The 25489-nt window shown below is 70.2% G+C and carries 21 protein-coding genes and 1 other RNA gene; 9 read left to right on the top strand and 13 right to left on the bottom strand.

The window, feature by feature from the left end:
• Positions 1-9: 9 nt before the first annotated feature.
• Positions 10-336, bottom strand: a complete 327-nt coding sequence (locus tag PPSIR1_RS13870) for a DUF2849 domain-containing protein (protein WP_006971712.1) — start codon at positions 334-336, stop codon at positions 10-12.
• Positions 337-1225: 889 nt separating this feature from the next.
• On the opposite strand from PPSIR1_RS13870, the gene PPSIR1_RS13860 reads away from it, so the two are divergent.
• Entirely contained in the window at positions 1226-2617 is a 1392-nt protein-coding gene (locus PPSIR1_RS13860) for an MFS transporter (protein ID WP_045115983.1), read from the top strand.
• Positions 2592-4943 (top strand): GH36-type glycosyl hydrolase domain-containing protein, encoded by a 2352-nt coding sequence (locus tag PPSIR1_RS13855; protein ID WP_045115966.1) that lies wholly within the window; start codon positions 2592-2594, stop codon positions 4941-4943. The genes PPSIR1_RS13860 and PPSIR1_RS13855 overlap by 26 nt, the downstream gene beginning before the upstream one ends.
• On the opposite strand, the gene PPSIR1_RS13850 is transcribed toward PPSIR1_RS13855, so the two are convergent.
• The 5 genes from PPSIR1_RS13850 to PPSIR1_RS13830 all read right to left on the bottom strand — a co-directional run bounded on the left by PPSIR1_RS13850 (position 4940) and on the right by PPSIR1_RS13830 (position 11166).
• Positions 4940-5668 carry a hypothetical protein gene (locus PPSIR1_RS13850; RefSeq protein ID WP_006971708.1) on the bottom strand — a complete coding sequence of 243 codons (729 nt, stop codon included), beginning with the start codon at positions 5666-5668 and terminating at the stop codon, positions 4940-4942. The two genes, PPSIR1_RS13855 and PPSIR1_RS13850, sit on opposite strands and share 4 nt — an antisense overlap.
• Entirely contained in the window at positions 5665-7302 is a 1638-nt protein-coding gene (locus tag PPSIR1_RS13845; RefSeq protein ID WP_006971707.1) for an ArnT family glycosyltransferase, read from the bottom strand. Before PPSIR1_RS13845 ends, PPSIR1_RS13850 begins: the two co-directional genes overlap by 4 nt.
• A 28-nt stretch (positions 7303-7330) precedes the next feature.
• Entirely contained in the window at positions 7331-8797 is a 1467-nt protein-coding gene (locus PPSIR1_RS42650) for a ferritin-like domain-containing protein (protein ID WP_006971706.1), read from the bottom strand.
• Between the two features lie 127 nt (positions 8798-8924).
• Positions 8925-9740 carry a PP2C family protein-serine/threonine phosphatase gene (locus tag PPSIR1_RS13835; RefSeq protein WP_157595527.1) on the bottom strand — a complete coding sequence of 272 codons (816 nt, stop codon included), beginning with the start codon at positions 9738-9740 and terminating at the stop codon, positions 8925-8927.
• A 238-nt stretch (positions 9741-9978) separates the two neighbouring features.
• The gene (locus tag PPSIR1_RS13830; RefSeq protein WP_006971704.1) at positions 9979-11166 is read right to left on the bottom strand and encodes a PQQ-binding-like beta-propeller repeat protein; all 1188 of its coding nucleotides are present in this window, start codon (positions 11164-11166) and stop codon (positions 9979-9981) included.
• Between the two features lie 174 nt (positions 11167-11340).
• Here PPSIR1_RS13830 and PPSIR1_RS13825 point away from each other — a divergent pair, with 174 nt between their 5' ends.
• Both PPSIR1_RS13825 and PPSIR1_RS13820 read left to right on the top strand, forming a co-directional pair.
• Positions 11341-13635 (top strand): bifunctional salicylyl-CoA 5-hydroxylase/oxidoreductase, encoded by a 2295-nt coding sequence (locus PPSIR1_RS13825; RefSeq protein WP_006971703.1) that lies wholly within the window; start codon positions 11341-11343, stop codon positions 13633-13635.
• 187 nt (positions 13636-13822) lie between these two features.
• On the top strand, positions 13823-14197 hold the full coding sequence (locus PPSIR1_RS13820) for a response regulator (protein WP_157595526.1): 375 nt from the start codon (positions 13823-13825) through the stop codon (positions 14195-14197).
• A 15-nt stretch (positions 14198-14212) separates the two neighbouring features.
• On the opposite strand, the gene PPSIR1_RS51205 is transcribed toward PPSIR1_RS13820, so the two are convergent.
• From PPSIR1_RS51205 to PPSIR1_RS13810, 3 genes are read right to left on the bottom strand one after another with little or no spacing between them, the layout of a single operon-like run.
• Positions 14213-14440 carry a transcriptional regulator gene (locus PPSIR1_RS51205; protein WP_420813360.1) on the bottom strand — a complete coding sequence of 76 codons (228 nt, stop codon included), beginning with the start codon at positions 14438-14440 and terminating at the stop codon, positions 14213-14215.
• 29 nt (positions 14441-14469) lie between these two features.
• The gene (locus PPSIR1_RS50145) at positions 14470-15123 is read right to left on the bottom strand and encodes a hypothetical protein (protein WP_006971700.1); all 654 of its coding nucleotides are present in this window, start codon (positions 15121-15123) and stop codon (positions 14470-14472) included.
• Positions 15120-15824 carry a hypothetical protein gene (locus tag PPSIR1_RS13810; protein ID WP_006971699.1) on the bottom strand — a complete coding sequence of 235 codons (705 nt, stop codon included), beginning with the start codon at positions 15822-15824 and terminating at the stop codon, positions 15120-15122. Before PPSIR1_RS13810 ends, PPSIR1_RS50145 begins: the two co-directional genes overlap by 4 nt.
• Before the next feature lie 221 nt (positions 15825-16045).
• On the opposite strand from PPSIR1_RS13810, the gene PPSIR1_RS13805 reads away from it, so the two are divergent.
• Entirely contained in the window at positions 16046-16750 is a 705-nt protein-coding gene (locus tag PPSIR1_RS13805; protein ID WP_045115965.1) for a Dph6-related ATP pyrophosphatase, read from the top strand.
• Between the two features lie 3 nt (positions 16751-16753).
• Here the strand turns inward: PPSIR1_RS13805 and PPSIR1_RS13800 are convergent, their stop codons facing one another.
• The 3 genes from PPSIR1_RS13800 to PPSIR1_RS13790 are packed head-to-tail and all read right to left on the bottom strand — an operon-like array spanning position 16754 to position 20635.
• On the bottom strand, positions 16754-18067 hold the full coding sequence (locus PPSIR1_RS13800) for a vWA domain-containing protein (protein WP_006971697.1): 1314 nt from the start codon (positions 18065-18067) through the stop codon (positions 16754-16756).
• A 28-nt stretch (positions 18068-18095) separates the two neighbouring features.
• The gene (locus PPSIR1_RS13795) at positions 18096-19301 is read right to left on the bottom strand and encodes an MFS transporter (RefSeq protein WP_006971696.1); all 1206 of its coding nucleotides are present in this window, start codon (positions 19299-19301) and stop codon (positions 18096-18098) included.
• A complete protein-coding gene (locus tag PPSIR1_RS13790; RefSeq protein ID WP_006971695.1) occupies positions 19298-20635 on the bottom strand; it encodes a tetracycline resistance MFS efflux pump in 1338 nt (445 codons plus the stop codon). Before PPSIR1_RS13790 ends, PPSIR1_RS13795 begins: the two co-directional genes overlap by 4 nt.
• A 208-nt stretch (positions 20636-20843) precedes the next feature.
• Between PPSIR1_RS13790 and PPSIR1_RS13785 the strand changes: the two genes are divergently transcribed.
• The 3 genes from PPSIR1_RS13785 (at position 20844) to PPSIR1_RS13775 (ending at position 22886) form a co-directional block, all read left to right on the top strand.
• Positions 20844-21482, top strand: coding sequence for a class I SAM-dependent methyltransferase (locus tag PPSIR1_RS13785; RefSeq protein ID WP_006971694.1), 639 nt, complete (start codon positions 20844-20846; stop codon positions 21480-21482).
• A 5-nt stretch (positions 21483-21487) separates the two neighbouring features.
• Positions 21488-22216 (top strand): matrixin family metalloprotease, encoded by a 729-nt coding sequence (locus PPSIR1_RS13780; RefSeq protein WP_338047290.1) that lies wholly within the window; start codon positions 21488-21490, stop codon positions 22214-22216.
• A gap of 97 nt (positions 22217-22313) precedes the next feature.
• On the top strand, positions 22314-22886 hold the full coding sequence (locus PPSIR1_RS13775) for a hypothetical protein (RefSeq protein WP_006971692.1): 573 nt from the start codon (positions 22314-22316) through the stop codon (positions 22884-22886).
• A 273-nt stretch (positions 22887-23159) separates the two neighbouring features.
• Here the strand turns inward: PPSIR1_RS13775 and rnpB are convergent.
• An RNA gene (gene rnpB / locus PPSIR1_RS42660) (RNase P RNA component class A) lies at positions 23160-23535 on the bottom strand.
• Between the two features lie 390 nt (positions 23536-23925).
• Here rnpB and PPSIR1_RS13770 point away from each other — a divergent pair.
• Positions 23926-25236, top strand: coding sequence for a cytochrome P450 (locus PPSIR1_RS13770; protein WP_006971691.1), 1311 nt, complete (start codon positions 23926-23928; stop codon positions 25234-25236).
• Positions 25237-25489: the final 253 nt, after the last annotated feature.

Here is a 25489-nt window from a genome sequence, read left to right as displayed (position 1 = left end):
AGCTCCGACTCAGGCGCTGCGCGCCGCGGGACCTTCGAGGCGGCTCCCGGGGCGGGGCCGGTCGGCGACCAGGGGGACCGTCGGCCCCTGGGCGCGGATGCGTTGCTTGAGGCTGCGCGGCCGCGGCTCACCGCCCGCGCCGCGCAGCACCTCGATGGGGTAGGGGTCGCAGACCTGACGCTCCCCCGAGCGGGCGAGGGCGAGGCGTTCGTCGCGACGCTCGTGGTCGTCGAGGACCTCCCCGTCGACCACGCGCCGGCTCCAACAGCCGTCGGCCTGGAGGTAGATGGGGGCGCCGTCGTCGGTCGAACTTCCAGTGATCATCCAAAGGCTCATGGGGGTCTCCGTCGTGCGCGGAGTGAAGCATGAGTTATTTTCTGTAATCCACGATGTTTTTAGATTTTATTTTCTCTGGGATCATGAATTCATGGAAAATTGTCCTCTTATCGGCACTCATGACGATCTCATATAATACTGTTTTAAATGTTGTTTTGTATTTCTGGACCACTCCAGAGAAGGCGGCGCAGGAAGCACCGCCCGTCACCCGGATTCGAATTGCGTGAAAAGCGCCGTACGGTAGTGGATCGACCGAAATGATCCTGAGTGCCTACCGCATCGGCGTCCACGCCCACTAGCAGGGCATCGGAGAAGTCATCGCGGCTCCTCGCGCCGTGGATTTTCGTCGAGATCGCGGAGCCAAAACGCCGCTGTGGTGGATCCCACCGCAAGTTTTGGCGACAAAGAGCTCGGCGAAAAGACCAAGCGAGGTGTCGTGAGGACTTCTCCGATGTCCTACCGAGAAAGGCAGCCGCCCACGGGTTCAACGCCAGCTGAGTCCGTGGACGATGCTTTCGTGGATCATGGGTCCCGGCGCGGCCGGGGTGGGCGACTGCTAGAGCTAGCGCTGGAGCCCGAGGGGGCGATGGCGGAGGGGGTCGCCGTCGCCCGCATCTTCACGGTCGTGGACGGTCGCATCGTCGAGGCCGTCGAGCTGACCCAGGCGCTCGCCCCGGAGACCGCGTCGGGCAACGGCATGTTCTCGCAGCTCGGGGGAGTCCGCCGGGCCCCAAGAGCCCTCGCGCAACCGCGGGGTGGCCGAGCGCGTGGTGACCGAGCGCCTCGCTGGCGACACCGCCCTGGGTGACGCGCAGCTGGTCGACTGGAAGCTCGTCCGGTCCGACAAAGTCGACGACTTCGCGCGGCAATGCTGCGAGACTCGCCGCGCATGGCCGAGGCCCCGCAGACGCCGAGCGTGCGCATGGCCGAGCTGCGCTGGCGCGAGAAGCTCGGCTACGGCTTCGGCGATCTCGGCTTCAACCTCTACTGGACGACCATCGCGTCCTTCCTGGCCGCGTTCTATACCGACTACTTTGGGCTGTCGGCCGCGGCCGCGGCGACGATGCTGTTCGTCACCAAGATCGTCGACGCGTGCACGGACCCGATGATGGGCGCCGTCGCGGACCGCACGCGCACGCGCTGGGGCAAGTTTCGGCCCTACCTACTGTTCGCCGGGCTGCCCATGGCGGCGGCCGCCGTGCTGACCTTCAGCACCCCGGAGCTCGGCGCGGGCGCCAAGCTCGTCTACGCCTACGTCACCTACACGCTGATGATGCTGCTCTACACCGTGCTGAGCACGCCCTACTCGGCGCTCTCGGGGGTGATGACGGCGAACTCGGGGGAGCGCACGACGCTGATCAGCGCGCGCTTCGTGTTCGCGTTCACGGGCGGGGCGCTGGTCAACAAGTACACGATGCCCTTGGTCGAGGCGCTGGGCCGCGGCGACGACTCCCTCGGCTGGCAGCGGACGATGATGATCTACGCCGCCGCGGCCACGCTGATCTTCGTGGTCACGGCCGCGAGCACGCGCGAGCGCATCCAGCCGCCCCCGGCCCAGGCGAGCAAGCCCCTCGAGGACCTGCGCGATCTGTCGCGCAACGGGCCGTGGCTGATCTTGTTCGTGCTGGCGATGGTCATCATGCTGACCATCACGCTGCGCGCCGGCTCGGCCTATTACTACTTCCACTACTACGTCGAGCGGCCGGACCTGCTCTCGAATTACTTGATGTGGCAGATGGTGGCCTACGGGGCCGGGGCCGTGCTGGCGCCGGTGATGACCCGCGCGCTCGACAAGGCCAAGCTCTTGATGGTGCTCATGGCCGTCGTCGCCGCGCTGTCCGTGGCCTTCTTCTTCGTGCCGCCGGACCGGATCGGGCTGATCTTCACCCTCAACGTGCTGATCAGCCTGGCGCTCGGGCCCAAGTCGCCGCTGACCTGGTCGATGTACGCGGACACGGCCGACTACAACGAGTGGAAGACCGGGCGGCGGGCGACGGCGATGACCTTCTCGGCCGCGACCTTCGCCCAGAAGCTGGGCGGGACCCTGGGCTCCTCGGGCATGCTGGCCGTGCTCGCGTCGATCGGCTACGTGGCCAAGGAGGCCCAAAGCGGCGCCTCGCTGGTCGGGATCGCGGCGCTGCAGACCGCGGTCCCGGGCCTGTTCGCCGCCCTTGCCGTGGGCGTGGCGGCGCTCTATTCCCTGACCGGGCCGCTGCTCGAGCAGGTGCAGCGGGATCTGGAGGCGCGAAGTGTCGATGCTGAGCCACAGCCGCAGCGGTGACCGGGTCACGCTGCACAGCCCGACGGCGATGCCCCAGGCCTGCGGCTTGTTGTGGAACCGCCGCATGCTGCTGCACGTGAACTGCCGCGGCTTCGTGACCGCGCAGCACATGCAGCCCGAGCCGGGCAAGTACGCCCACGCGCCCTTTTTGGAGGCGCGGACCTTCATGCAGCCGGAGCAGCCGCTCTACGCCCAGCACCCGGGGCGCTTTTTGTTCTTGCGCGACGAGGCGACGGGCCAGGCGTGGTCGCTGCCCCACGAGCCGATGCGCCGGCCGGTGGACAGCTTTCGCTTCGAGGTGGGTCAGGCCGCGATCGGCTGGGTGCTCGGCGTGGGCGAGCTGGAGGTGAGCTTGACGGTCAGCCTGCCCGTGGACGCGACGGCCGAGCTGTGGACCGCATCGCTGCGCAACGCGGGCGCCGCGGCGCGTCGGGTGTCGATCTACCCGTGCTTCAGCGTGGGCTACATGAGCTGGATGAACCAGTCCGCGGCCTGGGACGAGGGCCTCCTGGGCCTCGTGGCGCGCAGCGTCAGCCCCTACCAGCGCCTCGAGGACTACCCCCGCATCGCGCAGCTCAAGGACTGGACCGCGCTGCTCGCAGACCAGCGCCCTGACAGCTGGGAGGCGAGGCTGGAGGCCTTCGAGGGCGAGGGGGGCTGGGCCGATCCTTCCGCGCTGGCGCGCCCGCGCCTGGGCCGGGGGGAGGCGCACTACGAGACCCCGATCGCCGCGCTGCAGTACGCGCTCGAGCTCGGCGCGGGCGAGGCGAGGCAGTGGCGCTTTGTCTTCGCCCCCGCTCGAGACGCGGGCGAGCTCCAGCAGCTGCGCGCGCGCCTGCTCGCGCCGGGGGCCTTCGAGCGCGAGGCGCAGGCGAGCCGGGTTTACCTCGAGGGCGGCCGCGGGTGTCTACGCCAGCGCTCCCCCGACGCCGAGCTCGACGCCTTCGCCAACCACTGGCTCCCGCGCCAGGTCTGGTACCACGGCGACACCAACCGGCTCACGACCAACCCCCAGACCCGCAACTACCTGCAGGACGCCCTGGGCATGGTCTACGTCGAGCCCGCGCGCGCCAAGCAGGTGTTCCGCGCGGCCCTGAGCCAGCAGCACGAAGACGGGGGCATGCCCGACGGCGTGCTGCTCTCGCCCGAGGCCGAGCAGCAGTACATCAACCAGGTCCCGCACATGGACCACTGCGTGTGGCTGCCGGTGTGCGTCGCTCCCTACCTCGACGAGACCGGCGATTGGGCCTTCCTGCGCGAGGTGGTGACCGGGAGGGACGGGCAGGGAGCGACGGTGTTCGAGCGGGTGTGCGCGGCGATGCGTTGGCTGCTGCGCCATCGAGACGCGCGCGGCCTGAGCTTGATCGCCCAGGGAGACTGGTGCGACCCCATGAACATGGTGGGACCGGCGGGGCGGGGGGTCTCGGGCTGGCTGACCATCGCGGCGGCCCACGCCCTGCGGCTGTGGGTCGAGGTGGCGCGGGAGCTGGGCGAGGCGGGTGTCGTAGACGAGCTGGGTCGCGGCGCGGACGAGCTCGCCGCGTCCGCGCAGGCGCACCTGTGGGACGGCGACTGGTTCGCGCGGGGCATCTCCGACGCGGGCCGGCGCTTTGGCGTGGCCGCGGACGAAGAAGGGCGCATCTTCCTCAACCCGCAGAGCTGGGCCTTGCTGGCGGGCATCGCCGACGCGGATCAGCGCGAGCGGATCGTCCGGGCCGTGGACGCGCAGCTCGACTCCCCCTGGGGGGTGATGCTGCTCGCCCCCGCGTTCACGCGCATGCACGAGCACATCGGCCGGGTCACGCAGAAGTTCCCAGGCAGCGCCGAGAACGGCTCGATCTACAACCACGCCGCGGCCTTTTGGATCCACGCGCTGTACCGGGCGGGGGAGGGGGAGCGGGCCTGGACGCAGCTGCGCCGCATGCTGCCCGGGCCCGGCGCGGACGACCTGATCCGCCGGGGGCAGCTGCCCGTGTTCATCCCCAACTACTACCGCGGGGCGGTCCACCAATTCCCGCGCACGGCGGGGCGCTCGAGCCAGATGTTCAACACGGGCACGGCGAGCTGGATCTACCGCATCCTCGTCGAGGACCTGTTCGGCCTGCGCGGGAGCCCTCGGGGCCTGCGCGTCGACCCGGCCTTGCCGCGGAGCTGGTCGGAGGCTCGAGTCGAGCGGCGCTTTCGCGGCGCGAGCTTCTCCGTGACCTACCGGCGCGGCTCGGGCCCGCTCGCGGTGACCCTCGACGGGGTCGCTCTCGACGAGCCGCTGGTCCGGGATGTCGAAGCGGGGCGACGCTACGCCCTCGACGTGAAGCTGCCGGCCTAGGAGCGGCCGCGCTCGAGGGCCGCGAGCACCGGGCGGGCGAGGCTCGCAAAGCGCCGCTCGGCCTCTCGCAACAGCTCCACGCAGCCGTCATGGCCGAGGATGCGCAGGCGCAGCTCGGCCGAGGGCAGGTCGATCTCGATCTGGCTGCTGTCGGGGGTGGTCAGGACCGCCCGGCCGCGCTCCTCGTCCTCGCGCACGGCCCCGCCGTGGGTCTCGGCGAAGTCCTCGAGGCGATCGACGACGACGTCGAAGGTGGTCTCGCCGCGGTCGGCCTGGGCGGGCGCGCCGGTCCACGCGAAGGGGATCACCAGCTCGTCGCAGGGCGTGGGGAAGACGTGGTCGAAGGTGGCGGGCAGCTCGGTCAGGCCGACGAGCAGGACGATCTGGCGCCGCCACAGGGCGCAGCGAGGGTCGTCGCGGTCGACGGCCAGCTCGATGGCGAAGCGAAACTGCGGGGCGTCGACGTTGCCTCCGTCGTCGGCGATGGCCCGCTGGAGCTGGCGCCGGCGCAGGCGCAGGAGCTGCTTGCTGTTGTCGTAGACCGCCCGGACCTCCCCGGCGAGGTCCTCGGCGCCGAGCCGGCGGACGAAGGCGTCGCCGCCGGGGCCGGGGGTCACGGGCAGGCGGTGGCGGCCCCGCTCGAAGCCGGGCATGCGCTGCACGGCCACGGACTCGCGGCGGCACAAGAAGGCCCGCTCGGGACGAAGCTCGAGGTCGAGGCTCACGGAGCTTCGCTGGCGTCGTCGTCCGCGGGGGCCGGCTCGGACTCGGGCTTGGCGTCAGGCTTGGCGTCGGCTTTGGCGTTGGGCTGGGGGCTCAGGGGCTCCTTGCCCATGCGCACCAGCGCGAAGTCTCGGACCTTCTCCCACACCAGCCCGTAGACGAAGCCCGCGAGCAGGATGATCACCGGGTCGTAGGGCGAGCGGAAGCGGACGCCGCCGATCCAGATGCCGGCGATGACCATCAGCGCCCACAGGTTGAGGGCGACCAGGGCCTCCTTGCCGCGGCGCCGGGGCGCGAACACGAAGAACAGCCCGAGCAGCGCGGGGACCATCAGCACGTAGCGGTGGAACCGGGCCCAGTGCAGCTGCCGGGCCTTCCAGCCCTCCTCCTTGGCGACGGGTCGCGGCCGCGGGTTGGCGTCGTCGGGCCACATGCGGTTGTAGTTCCACAGCATCGCCCAGTGCGTGAGGGTGTAGTAGGCCTGCAGCTTCAGCCCGCCCCGCTCGATGCACTCCTTGACGATGGTCCGGTGGATGTCCCCGTCGCCGATGTAGCCGTTGTATTCGATCTCGCTGCCGGGCAGCTTGCAGCCCCGCTTGGCGCAGCCGATCCCGTCGATGGCGAAGCCCTCGACGTCCTCCATGGGCTCGGGGTGCTCGGCCCACACGGAGTGGGTGCGGAAGAAGTGGTCGGGGTGCTTGGCGCTGTGGATCTCGAACTGGATCAGCGGCGGCGGCGCGAAGCGGACCGTGCCGTGGCCGTTGCCGTCGGGGCGGGAGTAGATGCCCTTGTTGTGGCAGCGACCGAAGATCAGGTTGATGGTCGAGTTCTCCGAGACCAGGCCCTTGCGCCCGGTGTGGGCGTGGAAGCGGACCGCGGACATGCCCAGCAGCAGGACCAGGGGGATACCCACGCACACGATGTGCTTCCAGGTCAGCTTCTCGAAGGGCCGCGGCTCGATCAGCAAGGACGCGAGCCAGTAGAGGCCGACCAGGCCGACGGCGGCGATCATCTGCGAGCGGATCAGCGCGCCGCAGCCGAGCAGGAAGCCGAGCAGCAGGGCGTGGCGGTACTTGCCCTCTTCGACCACGCGCAGCAGCAGCAGGATCGAGCCCATCATGCAAAAGGAGAAGGGCAGCTCGCTGAGGATGTAGCCGCCGATCGAGACGATCGGGTAGTAGAACACCAGCAGGACGCCGACGGCCGGGGCCACCCAGCGCACGCGCTCGCCCATGACGCGGTCGGCGATGCCGTAGGCGAAGGCGACGATCGCCGCGCCGATCAGCGCATAGAAGATCGCGATGGCCTCGAAGTTCTCCGTGCCGAACACGTACTTGATGGCCGCGAGGACCCAGGCCGTGCCGAAGGGGAAGAAGGCGTCGTACTCCCGGGTGGACAAGGGGTCCCGGAGGATCGCGTCGGCGCGGCCGGAGTAGCCGGCCATGTCGGAGTAGAGGAACTGCCCCGGGGGGTGGACCTCGAGGTTCCAGCGCAGCCGGACGATCAGCGCGGCGACGAACAGGATGAGCATCCACCACCGGCGCTTGCGGTCGGCGGCGAACCACTCGATGGTCCCGCTGAGGGCGCGCACGAGGAAGGAGGGAGCGGGGGCGTCGTTGGCGGTGGCGTTTTTCACGGACGGGCCTTGGACGGGGAGGTGTGGGTCACGCCCAGGCGGGGGCGGCGGGGTCGTCGGCTTCCTTGGCGATGGCCTCGAGGGTCGGGAGGATCAGCTCCTCCCAGGCGTCGCGCTGGGCCAGGAGCTCTCCGCGGGGATCGAGGCGACCGAAGCGGGCCAAGAGCGCGGCGTCGGGGTCCTTCTCGGGGAGGGCCTCGGCCTCGACCTTGGCCTGGACGCGTTCGAGGCGGGCCTGAGCCGTCTCGCGCAACGCGGCGAGCACGGCGGGGCGGTGCTCGCCGCAGGCGCTCAGCGCCCAGCTGATGGTCCGCCAGGCCAGGCCGGCGTGGCGGCCCTCGTCGTCGGTGATCTGCTCGAGGGTGTGGAAGGTGGCCGGGTCCTCGCAGCGCCGCAGGCCCCGGCGGGCGATGAGCGCGGCGATGGTCTCGCCCACGCAGCCCTCGATGAAGGTGTCGACGCTCAGGCGGACCCAGTCGTCGCCGGAGCCGATGTCGCTGACCCGGGGCTCGAGGGTGGGCAGCACCCCGGGCTCGCGCTGGCGGCCGCTAAAGCGCGCGGCCAGGCCGAAGCAGCGCTGGGCGTGCTGGACCTCGTCCTGGGCGGCCTGCTGGACCTCGGCGAGGAGCTCGGAGGGGGCGGCCATGGCCATGAGCTCGAGGGTCACGCGCATGAACGCGGCGATCGAGGCGTGCTCGGCCCGGGCGTCTTCGATCCACAGCTCGCCCAGGCGGGCGCGCACGGCCGCGGGCAGGCGCTCGTCCGGGTGGTCGTCCGGGGCCGAGACCTCCTGGGCGTCGCAGGACCAGGTGTCGCCGTCTTGGAGCTCGGCGAGGATCGGCGTCTCGCCGTCGAGCAGCGGGCGCCCGGAGCAGTACTCGAACCAGTGGTAGCAGCAGGTGCTGGCGTCGGCTCCGGCCTCGCGCTCTTTGCGGGTCGTCGACACGACCAGCCGGCCCTGCATCATCGGGTGGAAGGAGAAGCCCTTCCAGCCCTGGGCGCCCTGGTCGATCTTGCCGGCCTCGTCGGCGTTGGCGACGATCTTGGCCGGGCAGCCCTCCTTGGTCTTGGTGCCCTTCATGGCGAACTTGGTCGCCTCGTCGACGGGCCCGCACCAGTCGCCGCTGGGGCAGCCCTCCTCCTCGGCGTGCTCGCCGAAGGGGTCGCGGGACGGCCCGAAGTAGTCGAACTCGCCCTCGGGGATGTCGTCGATGCTCGACGGGGGCACGTAGCCCGCGGACTTGGCGTTGGTGGTCGTCCGGGCAGCCGGGGTGTGGCCTTCGCGGGCGTCGTGGACCACGGCCTCGTTGGCCACGGTCGCGTCCTCGCTGGGCCTGGACGCCGGCGCGTCCTGGGCGTCGGCCGCCCGCTCGCCACCGCCGGACTCGCGGGTCGTGGTCTCCCCACCGTCGCACGCGCTCAGCAGGGCCGCCGTGGCCAGTGGGAGCCCGATCTGGGCCCAGAGCTGGCGTCGGAGCACCTCCGTGTCTCGCATGCGCGGAATGTAGCTGCTTTGACAAAAAGCAACCATGGCGCGCGGCCGCGCCGAGGCGCCGACCCTGGCCAGCTGAGCATCGACGCGCGAGCGGGGGCGTGAAGAAACACACCCTGGCACCGCCGGCCTAGCGAGGCGGCAGGGTGTCGGCGATGGTCTTGCGCTGGGGCCGGGGCGCCCGGCGACGGTCGGGACCGTTGGACGCGCCAATGACGACGACGGTGATGTTGTCCTCGCCGCCGCGCTCGAGCGACACCTCGGTGCAGACCCGGGGCAGGTCGGAGAGGAAGTGGTCGCGGGCCAGCTGCGCGAGCTCGTCGAGCTCGATGTAGTTGCACATGCCGTCGGAGCACAGCAGGAAGCTGTCGCCGGGGCTGACGTTGACCGAGAGCACGTCGGCCTGGACCTCGCGCTCGAAGCCGACCGAGCGCGTGATGATGTGCTTGAGGTCGCTCGCCGCGGCCTCCTCTTCCGTCAGCAGGCCGGCCTGGACCTGCTCGTTGAGCCACGAGTGGTCGTTGGTCAGCTGGCGGGCGATGCCCGAGCGGAACAGGTAGCAGCGGCTGTCGCCCACGTGGACGATGTGGGCGCGGTCTTGGTGGAAGAGCATGCCCGTCAGCGTGGTGCCCATGCCGTGGAGGGCGGGCTCGCGCTGGGCGTGATCGAAGATGCGGGCGCTGGCTTCGCTGGCGGCGGCGCCGAGCAAGTCGTTGACGGCGGCCGCGGCGATCTCTCGGGGCATGTCGGACAGGCCCTTGAGCCCGCGCTGCACAACCTTCGACACCACCTCTACGCAGGTCCGGCTCGCGTGGGCGCCACCGGCGTGTCCGCCCATGCCGTCGGCAACGAGGTAGAGACCAAGCTCGTCGTTGACGAGGTGGCTGTCTTCGTTGTGGCTGCGGACCCGACCCACGTCGGTGATCGGCCATGCGCTCAGACGCATCTCGCAGACCATATCACGCCCCGGGGCGAAGGGCCCCATGAGTGGCAAAAGCTCCCGAGGCCGGGGCTCCGAGGGTCCATCGCGTCACGGGCGCGCGGGAGGAGCACCTGGGTGCTGCGCGCACGCGCAGCGGCGGGGTCGTGCCTGGGGTCATGGCTCAGGGGACCGTGAATGAATTCACAGCCCCCTTTTCCATCTTGGCCGTCACGCCACGCCCTCCCTGCCCCACGTCCACGACTCAGCCGCCCAGGCGCGCGAGCCAGTAGTCGTTGCGCCCGCCCGTGGGGGGATCGTGGGTGCCGGCGAGGAACAGGCCGCCGGGCGCCGGGATCGCGCCGCCGCTGCGACCCTCGACGTCGAAGCGCTGGCCCCACGACAGCTGCCCCGCGTCGTCGAAGACCGCGAGGATGGGCCGAAAGTGGAGCTGGAAGTCGGTCTCGGAGTAGTAGCTCTCGCTGGTGAACACGGCGACGCCGCCGTCGGTCGTGGCGCTCAGGCCAGGGTCGCTGGGGAGGTCGCCGATCGGGAAGCTCCCCGTGGACAGCACGCTGCCTTCGGCGTCGTGGGTGCGGAGGGTGAGCTGGACGGAGCCCTCGAGCACCGTGGTCTCGACGGTCGCCCAGCCGTCGGCGTGGGCCATGGCCGAGGAGAACTGCTCGGAGCTGGGCTGGATCTCGGTGCTGACCTCGCCCGTGCTCGAGTCGATCAGCTTCAGGGTGCCGTTGAGCTGCGCGAGCTGGCCGTCGTTGTTGAGCAGGCGGACCTGAGCGAAGGCGAAGGGGTCGTCGGTGCGGACGAACTCGGCCTCGACGGCCTGGGTGGTCGGGTCCATGCGGCGCAGGGTCAGCGGGGTCTGGCCGAAGTCGTCGAAGTCGCCGCGCTGGAGCACCCAGACCCGGTCGCCGTCGGCGACGATGGCGGGGATGAGGTTGAAGGGGCCGACGACTCCGAGGGACAGCTGGGACAGCTGCTGGCCGGTGTCGGGGTCGAGGAAGAGCAGCTCGACGTCGGTGGTCCCGAAGCGATCGGCGACGACCAGGGGGCCGCCCTCGGGCAGCGCGATGTTGTGGGCGCCCAGCTGGGCAGCGACGGGCGCGTAGGTCCACACGCGCTCGCCGGAGGCGGTGTAGCGCGCGAGCTCGCCCCCGCCCGCGACCAGCAGGTCTTCGCCCACGGGCACGAGGGCCATGGTCGCGCTCGTGCCCTCGCCGTGGATCGTCGACCACTGCAGCGCGCGCGCCGTGACGGTCTCGGTCCAGCTGCCGACGCAGTCGCCCTCGGGGCTGCGGTCCGAGCTCGGGAACTCGGCGATGGGATCGCCGTAGCAGCTCCCGACCTCGTCCGCGCACGCGCCGAGGGCAGTGAGCGCGGCCACGCACGCGAGCAGGGGGGACAGGGCGAGCAGGCGCGAGGGGGAGGGGCCCATGTCATGACTGTGCCAGGGCTGCCGTGCGTCGATCACGACGGTCGCCCTTGGTCCCGCGGGCGGATCCCGTGAGCGAGCTAACGCATGGTGGACAACTCTGCGCGTTGTCCATCGCACTGCGACCACCCCTCCCGTGCGCCGGTTTTGGCCAGCGAAGATGGCAGACTGGCCCCGATGAAAGTCGGCATCGTCGGAGGGGGCCCCGCGGGGCTGTACAGCGCGATTCTCCTCAAGAAGGCCCGCCCCGAGGCCGAGGTCATTGTGGTCGAGAAGAACCCCGAGGGGGTGACCTGGGGCTGGGGCGTCGTGTTCTCCGAGGAGACCATGGGCCACTTCGCCGACGCCGACGCCGACAGCTTCGCCGCGATCCAGAGCTCGTTCGCGCGCTGGGAGGCCATCGACACCTACTTCAAGGGCGAGAAGATCGTCTCTCGGGGCCACGACTTCGCCGGCATCCGCCGGGTCAAGCTCTTGAACCTGCTGACCGCGCGGGCCCGGGAGCTCGGCGTCGAGGTCCGCTTCGACACCACCGTCGAGAAGCTCGAAGAGTTCGCCGACTGCGACCTGATCGTCGCCGCCGACGGCGTCCACTCCAAGACCCGCGGGCGCTTCGAGGCCCAGTTCGGCCCGAGCATCGAGTCCGGCAAGGCGCGCTTCATCTGGCTGGGCAGCGACAAGCTGTGGGACGCCTTCACCTTCATCATCCGCGAGAACGAGCACGGCCTGTTCCAGGTCCACGCCTACCGCTTCGACGTCGACACCAGCACCTTCATCGTCGAGTGTGACGAGCAGTCGTGGCGCAACGCCGGCCTCGACCAGGCCAGCGAGGCCGAGAGCATCGCCTACTGCGAGCGCCTGTTCGCGCCGGAGCTCGACGGCGCCAAGCTCATGGGCAACCGCTCGCGCTGGCTGTCCTTCCCGGCCCTAAAGTGCGAGCGCTGGTGCCACTTCGAGCCCGGCCTGCCGCCGATCGTGATCATCGGCGACGCCGCGCACACGGCCCACTTCTCGATCGGCTCGGGCACCAAGCTGGCGATGGAGGACGCGATCCACCTGGTCACGGCGCTGACCGAGGAGGGCGCCGAGGGGCGCAGCCCCGCCGACGCGATCCGCCTCTACGAGGAGCGCCGCCGCCTCGACGTCGCCAAGCTCCAGCGCGCGGCCGGGGTCAGCCAAAAGTGGTTCGAGGACATCTCGCGCTACAAGGGCTTCGACCCCGCGCAGATGGTGGTCAGCATGATGACCCGGTCCAAGCGGGTCACCCACGAGAACCTGCGCATGCGCGACGCGGGTTATGTCGAGGGCCTCGACCGGTGGTTCGCCGCCCACGTCGGCCAGCCCGTGGCCCCCGAGGAGCCCGTGCCCCCGCCGATGTTCCAGCCCTTCCAGCTGCGCGCGCTCGAGCTGAAAAACCGCGTCGTCGTCAGCCCGATGTGCCAGTACTCGGCGAGCGAGGGCGTGCCCACGGACTGGCACCTGGTCCACATCGGGAGTCGGGCGATCGGCGGCGCCGGCCTGGTCATGTGCGAGATGACCGACGTGTCCGCCGAGGCCCGGATCAGCCCCGGGTGCGCCGGGCTGTGGACCGAGGAGCAGGCCGAGGCGTGGAAGCGCGTGGTCGACTTTTGCCACCACAACAGCGACGCCAAGCTCGGCATCCAGCTCGGCCACGCCGGGCGCAAGGGCGCGACGGATCTGCTGTGGAGGGGCGCCGGCCCCCTGCCGCCCGATCAGGCCTGGGAGCTGGTCTCGCCCTCGCCGCTGGCCTGGGACGCGAACTCCCAGACCCCCCGGGCGCTGACCCGCGCCGACATGGACCAGATCCGCGAGGACTTCGTCCGCGCGGCTCGTCACGCCCTGCACGCGGGCTTTGACCTGCTCGAGCTCCACGCCGCCCACGGCTACCTGCTCGCCAGCTTCATCTCGCCGCTGACCAACCAGCGCAGCGACGAGTACGGCGGCTCCCTCGACAACCGCCTGCGCTACCCCCTGGAGATCTGGGACGCGCTGCGCGAGCTGTGGCCCAGCGACAAGCCGATGTCCGTGCGCATCTCGGCCACGGACTGGATGCCCGGGGGCATCACCGAGGACGACGCCGTCGAGATCGCCAGGGCCTTCCACAGCCGCGGCTGCGACCTCATCGACGTCAGCGCGGGCCAGACCCACCCCGAGGCCGAGCCCATCTACGGGCGCATGTTCCAGACCCCCTTTAGCGACCGCATCCGCAACGAGCTCGACGGGGTCGCGACCATGGCCGTGGGCAACATCCAGGGCTGGGACCACGTGAACACGATCGTGGTCTCGGGCCGGGCGGACCTGTGCGCCCTCGCCCGCCCGCACCTCTACGACCCCTACCTCACCCTGCACGCCGCCGCGGAGCAGGGCTGGCACGAGCACGTGCGCTGGCCTGATCAATATCGCTCGGGGATGTCCTCGGCCGCCCTCGTCGCGGCCAAGCACGACCGCTGAGTCGCGAGCGACACCATCCACACCGAGCGGTGTGCAAAATTGAAAAAGGGTCACCGCGGGGGATTCGCCCCTGCTTCGCGATCTATGCGTGATGGTCGCAAGAGGGATTCAGCCGTGCGAGAACGCTGTTTATTTGACCTCTCGGTCTTTCATGGACTCCCGCGGACAAAGCGCGCAAGATCACGACGTGTCTGCAGACAAGCCGAAGGTGCTCGTCGTCGACGACGAGCGATCGGTGCGCACCATCGCCGAGCGGGTGCTCAAGCGCCACGACATCGAGGTGGTCAGCGTCGCGGATGGCGACGAGGCCCTCGAGGTCCTGGCCGGGGACCCTGACATCGATCTGGTGCTGCTCGACTCGAGCATGCCGAACATGAGCGGCGAGCAGGTCCTCGCGCACATGCGCGACCGCGGCTACTCCCCGCAGGTTTTGCTGAGCAGCGGCTTCGGGGACGAGCTCGACCGCGAGCGCTATCCGAACCTCAAGGGCCAGCTGGCCAAGCCCTACTCGATCCGCCAGCTCGCCGCGCGCGTGCTCGAGCTCCTCGGCCGTAGCAGCTAAAGCCAAGCCGAACCGCTATTTGGAGCGCGGCGGGAGCAGGGCCTCGAGGGCGAGCAGGTAGGCGTCGAAGGCCGCCCGGCCCCGCTCGGTCATGGTGTAGGTCGTCCGCGGCTTGCGGCCGACGAAGCGCTTGTGGACCGCGACGTAGCCCGCCTTCTCGAGCTTGGCGAGGTGGCTCGACGGACTCGACGGGCACCAGCGCGGACAGGATCGCCAGCCGGACCGGTGCGTGGACGAGGGGATCGAGCTTGGGCTTGGCGGCCATGGGCGAGTCAGCGGAACTCGAACATGGCCCCACGCAGGATCGCCAGGCCGGGGAGGACGTAGCCCAGGAGCATGGCCAGTGCGAAGCCCAGGCGCTGGGCGACGTCCCCCATGAAGGCCGTGGCCACGGCGACGACGAAGAACACGATGGCCCCGGCGGTCAGCGGCCAGTAGCGGTAGAGGGCGCCGGAGACCGCCAGGGGCAGGGTGACCATGAGCCCGGTGACCGGGAACATCAGCGCTGGGGGTTCGCCGGCCTGGATCAGGCTGAGGATCACGTAGGTCCAGATGACCACGGAGGCGGTCAGCCAGGTGACGCCCTCGATGCGCGGCGCGTAGCTGAGCCGGGGCTGGCGCTCGGCCTGGCGGGGCCCGGCGACGGCGGAGTAGAGCCCCGCGAAGGCCCCGGCGATGGGCCAGCCCAGCCAGCTCCACGCCGGGTCCCACCACAGGTAGCCGATGCCGTCGACGAGGGCGGCGAGCAAGAAGGCGACGCCAGCCCCGAGGTAGATGTGCCCCGTCTGCGCCCGGACCTGCCGGGACTGGTCGACCATGCGCTGGATGAGCTCGATCTGATCGCGGATCGCCTCGACCTCGGGTCCGGGTTGGGTGTCGAAGGGCGAGGGCTCGTCCTCATCTGCGCGGTCGTTGCTGGGGCTCACCGGGATCCTTGGCCAATGGCACCCAAGTACACCATGAAGCCAGCCATCGCGCTGCCTCCGGCGTCGTCTTGGCGGAAGCGGTGCGCGGGTCCCTGGCCGCCGACCTCGAAGGTGAAGCTCATGCGGCTGGCGACCAGGAACTCCACGCCGAAGTAGCCGCCCCCGCTGAACCCGAGCTGCTCGCCCTCGACGGGGTTCGGGCGCACGCCGACCCAGGCCCCGCCGCCGCCGTAGACCCGAACCAGGCCGAGCCACACCGGCCCGCGGCCCCAAAAAGACAGGCCCGAGTGGACCACCGGATCGTAAAAGCCCCCGGTGCCAGCGGGCGGATGGATCAGCCGACCCTCGACGCGGACCCCCGCGAACTGGCCGACCTTGCGCCCGAAGGGCACGTCGACGCGCAGCGACTGGCCGAAGCTGCTGCCCCACAGGCCGTTGGCGTAGCCCAGGCCCACGCCGCGCCAGATTCGGTTGATGTGGGCGACGCGCTCGGGCGTGGGGAGGGCCGGGGCGACCACGGCTTGCTTGCCCTCGCCGACGGTGTCCTGAGCCCGCTCGGGGGCGAGCTCGGTGCTCGAGTCCGCCTCGGCCGGCGCGGGGCTCGCGGCAGCCTGCGCTTGTGGCGCGGGGGCCGGGGCCTCGCCCGAGGTGGCGGGAGCGAGAGTTGTGAGAAAGACGCCAAAGACCGGGTTGAGAAGCATTGGGCTTTGGACAATGAAAAGCACTTTGTGGTTCAAAGTTAAATTTCAGCCCACGCGTGAGGGATGCCCCGAGGGGATCTCTCCGCCAACCACCCGATCTCGAGCGCGTTTTTGCGCCGCTGAGCCGACCGAGTTGCAGGCGCGACCATCCCCAGACCTGCGCCCGGATTCCGGCCTCGGCGACGTGATGGGTGTGCGGATTCCAAATATGCTCCGTCGCGATGAGCTCTGCCGACGCGGGACGACGATCGAGCGCAGGCCAACGGCCGCGCGCCGTGATGAGCTGGAGCAGCGGAAAGGACAGCGCCTTCGCCCTCCACGAGGTGCTCCGCGCTGGCGAGCTCGAGGTCGTCGGCTTGCTGACCACGGTCAGCCAGGCCTACGCCCGCGTGGCCATGCACGGCGTCCGCCGGGCCCTGCTCGAGGCGCAGGCGCGGGCCCTGGGTCTGCCCCTGCAGGTCGTCGAGCTGCCCGCGCCCTGCACCAACGCCGAGTACGAAGCGCGCATGGGCGCGTGGGTCGAGTCGGCGCGGGCGCAGGGCATCACGCGGGTCGTGTTCGGCGACCTCTTCCTCGAGGACATCCGGGCCTACCGCGAGCGCCAGCTCGAGGGCACCGGGCTCGAGCCCGTGTTTCCGCTGTGGCAGCGACCCACGCCCGCGCTCGCCGAGGCCATGCTCGACGCGGGCGTCGAGGCGACGATCACCTGCATGGATCCGCGGGTCCTCGATCGCTCCTTCGCGGGTCGGAGCTGGGATCGAGCGCTGCTCGCCGCGCTGCCCGAGGGCGTCGATCCGTGCGGGGAAAACGGCGAGTTCCACACCTTCGTGCACGCGAGCCCGGACTTCGCCGCGCCCCTCGCCGTGCGCGGGGGCGAGGTCGTCGAGCGCGAGGGCTTCGTGTTCGCCGACTTGTCGCCGGCTTGAGGCTCACTCCACGAACAAGCTGGCCATGGTCGACAGGGCCGTGTCGTAGCCGTCGAAGTTGCAGGCCGAGTAGGCCCCCGCCGAGAGGCTGCCCTGGGCCTCGAGCATGCGCACCGGGGGCACGGCCTGGACGATCTCGGCGCCGCCCAGGGGCGAGGGCGCCGCGCAGCCCGGGCCGATGCCGAAGCTGTCTTGGAAGCTCGGGTCGGTGCTGGTGACGTCGGCGTAGTAGGGCTCGCCGTTGGTGTCGACCCCGGCGATCAGGCCCACGCGGACGGTGCCGCCTTGCTTGTCCGCGGCGAGGCCTTCGAGGAACTGGGTGTAGCGGGAGACGGGGTGGAGCACGGCCTGGCTGTCGCCGGTCGCGTTGCCGTCGACGTCCTTGTTGGCGGCGACGCAGTCGTCGTATTGGCTTGGGTCGCCGGTGCAGTCGACCCCGGCGTTCCAACACACGGCGCTGGTCGGGAAGGGGCTGTTGGGGTCGGACCAGAACACCTTGTTGCCGTCCGTGTCGAAGATCGCGGACCAGTCCTTGTTGTAGGAGCAGTCGGCCTCGTCGGTGACGAGGATGACCAACAAGCTGGCGTCTTGGCGCAGGAAGCCGAAGTTGTCCTCGCCCTGGGAGAACGAGCGGACCATGGCCAGGTACATGGACTCGAGGGGGGACTCGAAGCCGCAGCCGTTGATGCCCTGGGGCAGGAGGCAGCGCAGCGCCGCGCTCGGATCGTCGAGCTCGATGTTGAGGGCGCCGTTGCTGCGCTCGAGCCAGGGCACGCCGCCCTCGGTGGCCAGCTGGCCGTTCTCGGCCGTGCACAGGTCGAGGCAGGCGGGGTCGGACACGTCGGTGTCGGCCCCAAACACGAAGTCGGTCAGGCGGTTCGGGCACCCGCTGTAGACGAAGTTGCCGCCCTCGGGGGTGGTCTGGCCCGGCGAGCACCAGGGGTTGCCGTTGTCCGTGGTGGTCACGGCCACGCGCCAGTCGACGCCGGCGTCGTCGAGGGGGTTGATGAGCCCGTCGATGTTCTGGGCGAGGGCGGCCTGGAGCGGGCCCATGGTCCCGGAGTTGTCGACGACGAAGAGGATGTCGAGGGCGTCCGTGGCCATGCCGCCGGTGATCGTCGAGCCGCCCTCGGTGGTCGAGCCCGCTTCGGTGCTCGACTCCGACTCGGCGGTCCCGCCTTCGGTCGTGGTGCTCTCCTCGGAGCTCCCCGTCTCGGCCTCGTCGTCGCTCGAGACGAGCTCGGGTCCGCAGGCGAGGGGGCAGCCCAGAGCGAGGGTCAGGGCCAGGGGTAGACGACGCCGGTCAGTCAGTCTCATGGCGACCAGGGTAGTACCGCGGTCGAGGCTAGGGTGAACCGTCTTGATAGCGGCGGTCCCACAGGCCGTAGACCAGCGCCGAGCTGCCGACCAGCGCCGCCCCCACCCCGAAGGTCGCCGGATAATCGAGGACCTTGACCAGGGCGCCAAACATCGGCCCGCCGATGAGCACCCCGAGGTCGAAGAGCGCGGTGAACAGGGCGATGGCGCTGCCGCGCTCGTCGGGGCGGGCCCGGGCGACGACCAGGGCGGAGATGATCGGGAAGGCGAAGCCGTGGCCGACCCCGCACAGCGCCGCGGCCGTGATCAGGTGGACCGAGCTCGTGGCCAGGGCGAGCACGGCCAGCCCCGCCGCGCCGATGACGATCGAGGGCAAGAGCACGCGGATCAGCCCCAGGCGCTCGGGGACCCAGCCGAACAGCACGCGCAAGAGCACGGCCGAGATCGAGTAGGCCATGAAGAACTGGCTCATGCTGCCGAGGGCGGGGTTGGCCAGGAGGTAGGTCTTGAGGAACACGAAGTAGGCCGTCAGCCCGACCGCGAAGGCGGTGCCGACGAACCACAGCGGGCGCAGCTCGGGGGCGGCGGCGGTCGCCAGCACGCCGCGGGCCGGGGACTGACCCGCGCGGTGGGTCTCGGGCAGGAACAGCGAGGCGAGCAGGCCGACGACGGCGCAGGCGCCCGTGGTCAGGAACAGCCCGCGGTAGTCGTCGCCGACGATGACCCAGTCGCCCAGCAGGCCGCCGATGCCCAGGGGGATCAGCCCGGAGACGCCGTAGATGGCGATGCCCTCGGCGCGCCGCTGCGCCGGGACGATGTCCGCCGCGATCGTGAACAGCACGGAGAACAGCGCGGCGAGGCCGAGGCCGTGGACGACGCGGACGCAGGCGACCAGCAGCCACAAGCTCGGGCTCGGCTCGCTCAGGGTGCCGGCGTGGGCGTCGAGGGCCAGGTAGAGGCCCGAGCTGAGCACGTGGATCAGGCCGCCGACGAGGGTCACGATCCGGCGCCCGCGGGTGTCCATGACCTTGCCGACCACGGGCCGGGCGAAGATCGCGGCCACGAACATCACGGCCACGAGCACGCCGACGAGCAGGGTGTCGGCGCCCTGGACCTCGAGCCAGCCGGGGGCGTGCACGAAGGCGTGGAAGCCCGTGCTGTGCAGGAAGTTCACGGCCCACGCGAGCACGAAGGGCCCGGTCCACAGCGGGGTGGAGTCGCGCTCGCGGCTCACTGCAGCCCTTCCCGACGCATGCGAGCGCGCAGGAAGAGGGCGACCTTGAAGTTGATCAGCGCGACGAGGCCAGCGAGCAACATGGGCGCGCCCTCGTCGACGTGCTGGAACAGGGGGCCGGCGAGGGCCGGGCCGCACACCCGAGCCAGGGACGAGGCCGACTCCTTGAGGCCCATGTTCCAGCCCTGCTCCTCGGGGCTCGACACCCGGGACACCAGGGCGCTGAGGGTGGCGTTCGACAGGCCGTTGCCCCCGGACAAGAGCACGCCGCCGAGGGCCATGAACACCAGCGAGCTCGTGCTCGCCGCGCCCTCGGCGGTGGTCGGGTCGAGGCCCAGCCAGTGGGAGATGTGGTCGACGCCGCCGAGCAGGGGCAGGCCGATCGCAAGGCACAGCAGGCCCAGGGCGAGGGTCTTGGCCTCGCCCATGCGATCGACCGCGCGGCCCACGAGCAGGCCCTGGAAGATCACCATGTTCACGCCGATGAAGGTCATGAACACGCCGGTCTCGGGGGCGCCCCAGTCGAACAGGTGCTCGGTGAACAGCGCCATGGTCGACTCCATCCCCGCGAAGGAGATGTAAAAGCCGAACGCGATGGCGATCAGCCAGGCCATGTGGGTGCCGCGCAGCTTGCCCACGACCTCGCGCATGCCCTCGGGGCTGAGCAGCTTGTGGCGCGTCCGCAGCGAGATCTGACTGGCAGCGGGGGCGTGCCCGGTGTCCCGCTTGGCCTGGGGGAAGTGGGTCTCGGGCAGCCACTTCGCCGCCATCAGGAAGTTGACCGCCGACAGCCCCGCCGACACGAAAAAGGGCATGTGCGGGCTGTGCAGCGCCAGCATGCCGCCGATGCCCGGGCCAAATACGAAGCCCAGGCCCATGGCCGCGCCCATCATGCCCATGTACTTGGCGCGCTGCTCTTGGGGGACCAGGTCGGCGACGTAGGCGTGGGCCGTGGACACGTTGGCCTTGGACGAGCCGGCGACCAGGCGGGCGACGAACACGAGCCATAGGGCAGTAGCGAAGCCCAGGACCAGGGCCGCGAGGGCCGAGCCGGCGATCGACACCAGCATGATCGGGCGCCGGCCGTAGCGGTCGGAGATGCGCCCGAGCACCGGGGACATCACGAACTGCGCCGCCGAGAAGGTCGTCGACAGCAGGGCGACCATCGTCGCCGAGGCGTCCATGCTCTCGGCGTAGTAGGGGAGGATCGGGAGGATGATCCCGAAGCCCGCCAGGTCGAGGAAGAGCGTGAAGGCCACGGTCATGAGCGCGCGGCGCTTGTCCGCCTCGCTCATGGGCGGGGGGGCGGCGGAGGGCTCTTCGAGCGTGGGCACGGGCAACTCGGGGTCGGGCGGGCGAGAGGAGTCGAGGGGGTAGCACGTTGGGCGACGCTTCGATAGCGCGCGCCCACGCCGAATCTCGTCGACCTCGGTCGCGGAGGTCCCGTGCTCCGGCCCATTCGTCACGGCGACCTGGGGGGTTACGAGGAAGGCCGAGCGCATGGGGCGCTACACGCTCGCCGGTCGGGTATGATGGCGCCCCGTGGCCCTTCCGGACTTCGTCGTGGATCAGTTGAGTCACCCGCGGGGCCGGCTCGCGCCGGTCACGGCCGCGCTGCTCAACGGCATCAACTTTGGGACGATCCTGGCGGGGGTCGCCGCCCTCGGTCTGCTCCCTGGCCAGCGCGTGTTCGAGGTCGGCTTTGGCGGGGGCCTGTCGATCCCCCTGCTGCTGCGAGCCGTCGGCGAGCGCGGTCAGGTGTTCGCCCTCGACCCCTCGGAGGCGATGCTCCGCGGGGTTCGCAGGCGCCACATCGTCGCTCGACTCCAGGGTCGGCTGCGCCTCGAGCGTGCCTCGGTGGAGTCCCTGCCCCTGGGCGAGGGCTCCTTCGACGCGGCGCTGAGCCTCAACACCATCCCCTTTTGGACGGACGTCGAGGTCGGCATGCGGGAGCTCGCCCGAGCCCTGGGCCCCGGCGGGCGCCTGGTGCTCGGGGTGCCCGACCCGCGCGAGCTCCACGAGGGCGGCTTCGTGACCCGGGGCTTTCGCGTCGTCGAGCCTGAGCGCCTCGGGGCCAAGCTGCCCGCTTGGGGCTTCGAGGACATCCGCTACCAACGGACCAAGGACGGCACGACCTTGGTCGTGGCCGATCGCAGCGACGACGTCGACGACGGCTGGTGAGCGCCATGCTGGCCTCCCTGTTCTCGCTGCTGCCCCTCGCGCTGGGCGCCCAACAGTGCCCCGCGATGCTCGACCCCGCCGTCGATCCGGCCCTGGCCTGCTACGTCGACGACACCCCCGGCTGCCCGGAGGACCGCGCCCACTGCTTCGGCGTCCACCTCCACGTCGTCGTCACCGAGGGCGGCCCCGCCCAGACGCCGGCGTGGCTGCGCGCCGAGCTCGAGCACGCCTTTTGGTTGTTCGAGCCCGCGGACGTCGGCTTTCAGATCGTCGCCGTCGACCGCGTCGAGCCCAGCTTCGCCCACATGGCCACCCGGGAGCAGCGCGACGCGATCGGGAAGCAGCGCTTTACCCGGGGCGTCATCCACGTGTTCCTCGTCGAGCGCCTCGACGACGTGGACGTGCCCGGGGAGCAGATCCGGGGGGTGCATTGGCGCCAGCGCAGCAACACGGACAAGCGCTGGGTGATCCTGTCGAAGATCGGCTCGAAGATCGTCATGGGTCACGAGTTCGGCCACTTCTTTGGGCTGCCCCACTCCACCTACACGCGCAGCGTGATGAACAAGGCGCCGCGCAAGAGTCCGCCCTGGGAGCGCAGGGTGTTCGTCGACGAGGAGCTGAAGATCGTTCGCCAACGACGCGACGCGATGCGCGACTCCGCGATGCTCATCCCACAAAAACCACGTTCCTCCCCAAAGCGAGACGACCCCCGGGGATCCCCTCTGGGCGAGTGAGCGCGCACCCCCACGCTAGATTTGCCGGCCGTATTTTTCATTTTCATCTGAAAAGCACGTGCTAGCGTAAGGTCTGCTCCCTCGAACGGAGACCTCGGTGAACGACGACGAACTGCTGTTTTTGATCGGATTCGTGATCTACTTCGTGGCCATCCCCGCGCTGACCTACTTCATGGTCGAGCGCCAGGGTCGGGTCGGCTGGGTGCCCAAGGACGCCGAGGGCGAGGTCGAGGGCCGCGTACCCACCTTCGTCAAGGTGATGGCCATCGCGTCCTTCGTGCTCGGCCACATGTTCATCCCCGGCCTGTTCGCCGGGCTGTTCGGCCTCATCATCTATGGCCTCGGGTTGATCTCGATCCCCGGCCTCATCCTCGCCGCGCGGATCTACCGCAACGGCTACGCGATGCTCCGCGGGGAGGCCGGCGCGGCCACGGAGGCCCGCAAGCTCAAGCGCTTCGCGCTCATCCTCAACGCCGTCAGCGGCCTGGTCAGCGTGGCCTTCGTATTCGAGGCCCCGGAGTTCGGCGCCTTCCTGGGCACCTACACGATGATCTCGATCATCCACGCCTTCGGCCTCGGCCGCGTCGCCGACATCCTCGACGCCCACCACCGCGCCGCCGAGGAGCAGGTCGAGGTGCTCGAGACCCACGTCGAGATTCGCCCGCATTGACTTTGCCCCCACAGGGGGCGGGGGACTGGGGGCGCTTCGTCGCTGTCCGCTCCTCCGCTTTGGCTTGGTGGGCAATGGGGTTCGTGCCTGGGAGGGGGCATGTGGTCGCGGGGGCGTGGGTTTGTTCGTTGCGACGCTGGCTGGACGACGATGCGTGTGAGCAAGGTGTTCGGGCCCGACGTTCTCACCGCGTCCGGGTCGACCCATAAAGAGAAAGCCGCTCCAATCGGAGCGGCTTTTTCTTTGGGGGGGTTTGAAAAAGGTGGAGAGTGGGGGGTCGAGAGGGTCGTAAGCCGGGTTTTGTCCCTGGCGTCGTCTCCTCGACCAGGTGGCGATCATTCTTCTGCGCGGCACTACCTGAGCGCTGGGGCGGGCTACCCTGCTCCTCCTCGCCTCGCGGTTCGGATTCGCGGCTCTGTTTGGCCTTGCACCGAGTGGGGTTTACCGTGCGCTTCCTGTCACCAGGAAACCGGTGCGCTCTTACCGCACCCTTTCACCCTCTCCGGCCGTGAGCCGGTGGTTTGCTTTCTGTGGCACTTTCCTGCGAGTCGCCTCGACTTGCATTTCGCAAGCACCCTGCCCTGTGGAGCCCGGACTTTCCTCGATCTGCGGCCCAGTGGGCCCGACCGCGATCACCTCAGCCTCTCGACGCCCTCACCTCCGGTCGCAGGGGGTAGCACGGCCGGGCGACGGCGTCGAGCCGACCCGGCACAGAGCGTGGGTCACGCCCATGGCCGTTGAGACCTGCGGTCAAGCCGCGCCAGGTCGCCCGAGGGCCGTCAGGGTCGAGTGTAGCGAATCTCCCCAGTGGGAATTCCACCTGTCGCAATTGACTTTCGGCCAGCCGGATTGGCCCTACTGGCCTTTTGGCCACTCGCTCGCGGCGTTTCCATTTGGCCCATGCGAGAGCCCTCGTGTGCGCTTATTTCAGTGGTGTTGTAGTTTAACTATTGCCTTTGTTGTCCGCACGGATTGGTGTCACGACGAAGAGGTGAATGTTCGACTTCCCCCTGGACCGCGCGGGCGAGCCATCGCAACGGTGGCGGCGGCGCGGGACTACGTCGGCGCCCACGCGCGCTGGCGCCAGCGCTACGGCCCGGTCTACACCGTCCGCGACGTGACCGGCACGACGGTGATGATCGCCGACCCCGAGCTGACCCGGACGGTGTTCGCGACCGCGGACCCGGACGCCTTCGAGGCCGTCGCGCCCGCGACCTTCGACGTGCTCTTGGGGCGCCGCTCCTTGCTCTTGTTGTCCGGGCGCGCGCACAGACGCGAGCGCAAGCTGCTGCGGGCGCCCTTTTGCCCCCGGGCCCTCGGGGCGTGGTCCGAGTCCATGGCCCAGATCACCCGGGAGCAGTTTGGGGCCGGGGCCGTCGGCGAGCGCGTCGAGGTCGTCGCGCGCAGCCGCCGGGTGACCCTCGAGGTGATCGTGCGGGTCATCTTTGGCGCCGACGCGAGCCAGGTCGAGGCCTTCGTCGAGGTCGTCGAGGCGATGATGGGCGCGTTCAATCCAGCCTTTTTCATGGGCCCGGCGGGGCGGAGGCGGGTGCTGGGCTACGAGCGCTACCGCCTGGCCTCGGCCCACCTCGACATCTTGTTGATGGCCCAGATCCAGCGCGCGCGCGCGGAGGCGGGTACGGGCTCGGGGCGCGGGGACTTGCTCAGCCGGCTGATCGCCGCGGGCGCGGGGGAAGACGCGGAGCTTCAGGACGAGGCCATCCGCGACGAGCTGCGGACCTTGCTGATCGGCGGCCACGAGACGACCACGGTCAGCCTCGCCTGGGCGCTGCACTACCTCGGCCGCGACCCAGCGCTGCGCGAGCGCCTGCGGGCCGAGCTGCGCGAGCTCGGGGTCCGCCCGGGCAACCCGAGCAACCACGAGCTCGGGCCCAAGGCGCCCTTGATGCAGGCGGTGATCGCCGAGACCCTGCGCATCCGCCCGGCGGCGGGGCAGGTGTTTCGGACCCTCGCCAAGCCCATGGTGGTCGGGGATTGGGTCTTGCCCGCGGGGGTCGTGGTCTCGCCCTCGATCACCCTCATTCACCACGACCCGGCCCTCTACCCCGACCCGGAGCGCTTTGACCCCGAGCGCTTCCTCGGCGAGCGGCCAAAACCAGGGACTTACTTCCCCTTCGGCGGCGGGGCGCATCGTTGCCTCGGCGCCGAGTTCTCCCGCCTCGAGCTCGCCGTCGCGCTGACCACTCTGCTCACGGAATTCGAGCTCGAGCTCGAGCGCGGGAGCCCCATTCCGTGGCGCCGAACGGGGTTGACCCTCGGGCCCGCGAAGGGGATCTGGATGCGTCGACGCGACCGCTCAGACGTCGACCAGCTCGCGGCGGCCGAGTGACGTCGAGGGAAAGGGCGCGGATCACCGTCGATCCGCGAAACACGCTCGCGCGCGGCCTCGGTCGCTGGCGAGTCGCAGGCAGGTCTACGTCTGTCATCGTTCGTCGGCTGCTTTTGTCTCGCTTTTGTCTACGTGATCTCGTGGTGCCGCGGAGCCGGTGCGGAGCCTTCGTTCAGGCCGTGGCGGGGCTCGAGCTCAATTGAGTCAAAACCCGTGTTCACGGGAGGCTCGCCCCTCGGCTTGGCTGGGGCGA

The sequence above is a fragment of the Plesiocystis pacifica SIR-1 genome (assembly GCF_000170895.1).
Lineage (GTDB): Bacteria > Myxococcota_A > Polyangia > Nannocystales > Nannocystaceae > Plesiocystis > Plesiocystis pacifica.
Note: the sequence above shows the minus strand (reverse complement) of the source record. Positions and strands in the feature narration are given on the sequence as shown.

Bases quoted from the DNA above. Each gene is read 5' to 3' on its own strand.
- PPSIR1_RS13800 (WP_006971697.1), bottom strand. From the start codon at position 18,067: ATGAGACTGACTGACCGGCGTCGTCTACCCCTGGCCCTGACCCTCGCT.
- PPSIR1_RS13855 (WP_045115966.1), top strand. From the start codon at position 2,592: ATGCTGAGCCACAGCCGCAGCGGTGACCGGGTCACGCTGCACAGCCCG.
- PPSIR1_RS13805 (WP_045115965.1), top strand. From the start codon at position 16,046: ATGAGCTCTGCCGACGCGGGACGACGATCGAGCGCAGGCCAACGGCCG.
- PPSIR1_RS13835 (WP_157595527.1), bottom strand. From the start codon at position 9,740: ATGCGTCTGAGCGCATGGCCGATCACCGACGTGGGTCGGGTCCGCAGC.
- PPSIR1_RS13825 (WP_006971703.1), top strand. From the start codon at position 11,341: ATGAAAGTCGGCATCGTCGGAGGGGGCCCCGCGGGGCTGTACAGCGCG.
- PPSIR1_RS13860 (WP_045115983.1), top strand. From the start codon at position 1,226: ATGGCCGAGGCCCCGCAGACGCCGAGCGTGCGCATGGCCGAGCTGCGC.
- PPSIR1_RS13780 (WP_338047290.1), top strand. From the start codon at position 21,488: ATGCTGGCCTCCCTGTTCTCGCTGCTGCCCCTCGCGCTGGGCGCCCAA.
- PPSIR1_RS13810 (WP_006971699.1), bottom strand. From the start codon at position 15,824: ATGCTTCTCAACCCGGTCTTTGGCGTCTTTCTCACAACTCTCGCTCCC.
- PPSIR1_RS13830 (WP_006971704.1), bottom strand. From the start codon at position 11,166: ATGGGCCCCTCCCCCTCGCGCCTGCTCGCCCTGTCCCCCCTGCTCGCG.
- PPSIR1_RS13870 (WP_006971712.1), bottom strand. From the start codon at position 336: ATGAGCCTTTGGATGATCACTGGAAGTTCGACCGACGACGGCGCCCCC.
- PPSIR1_RS42650 (WP_006971706.1), bottom strand. From the start codon at position 8,797: ATGCGAGACACGGAGGTGCTCCGACGCCAGCTCTGGGCCCAGATCGGG.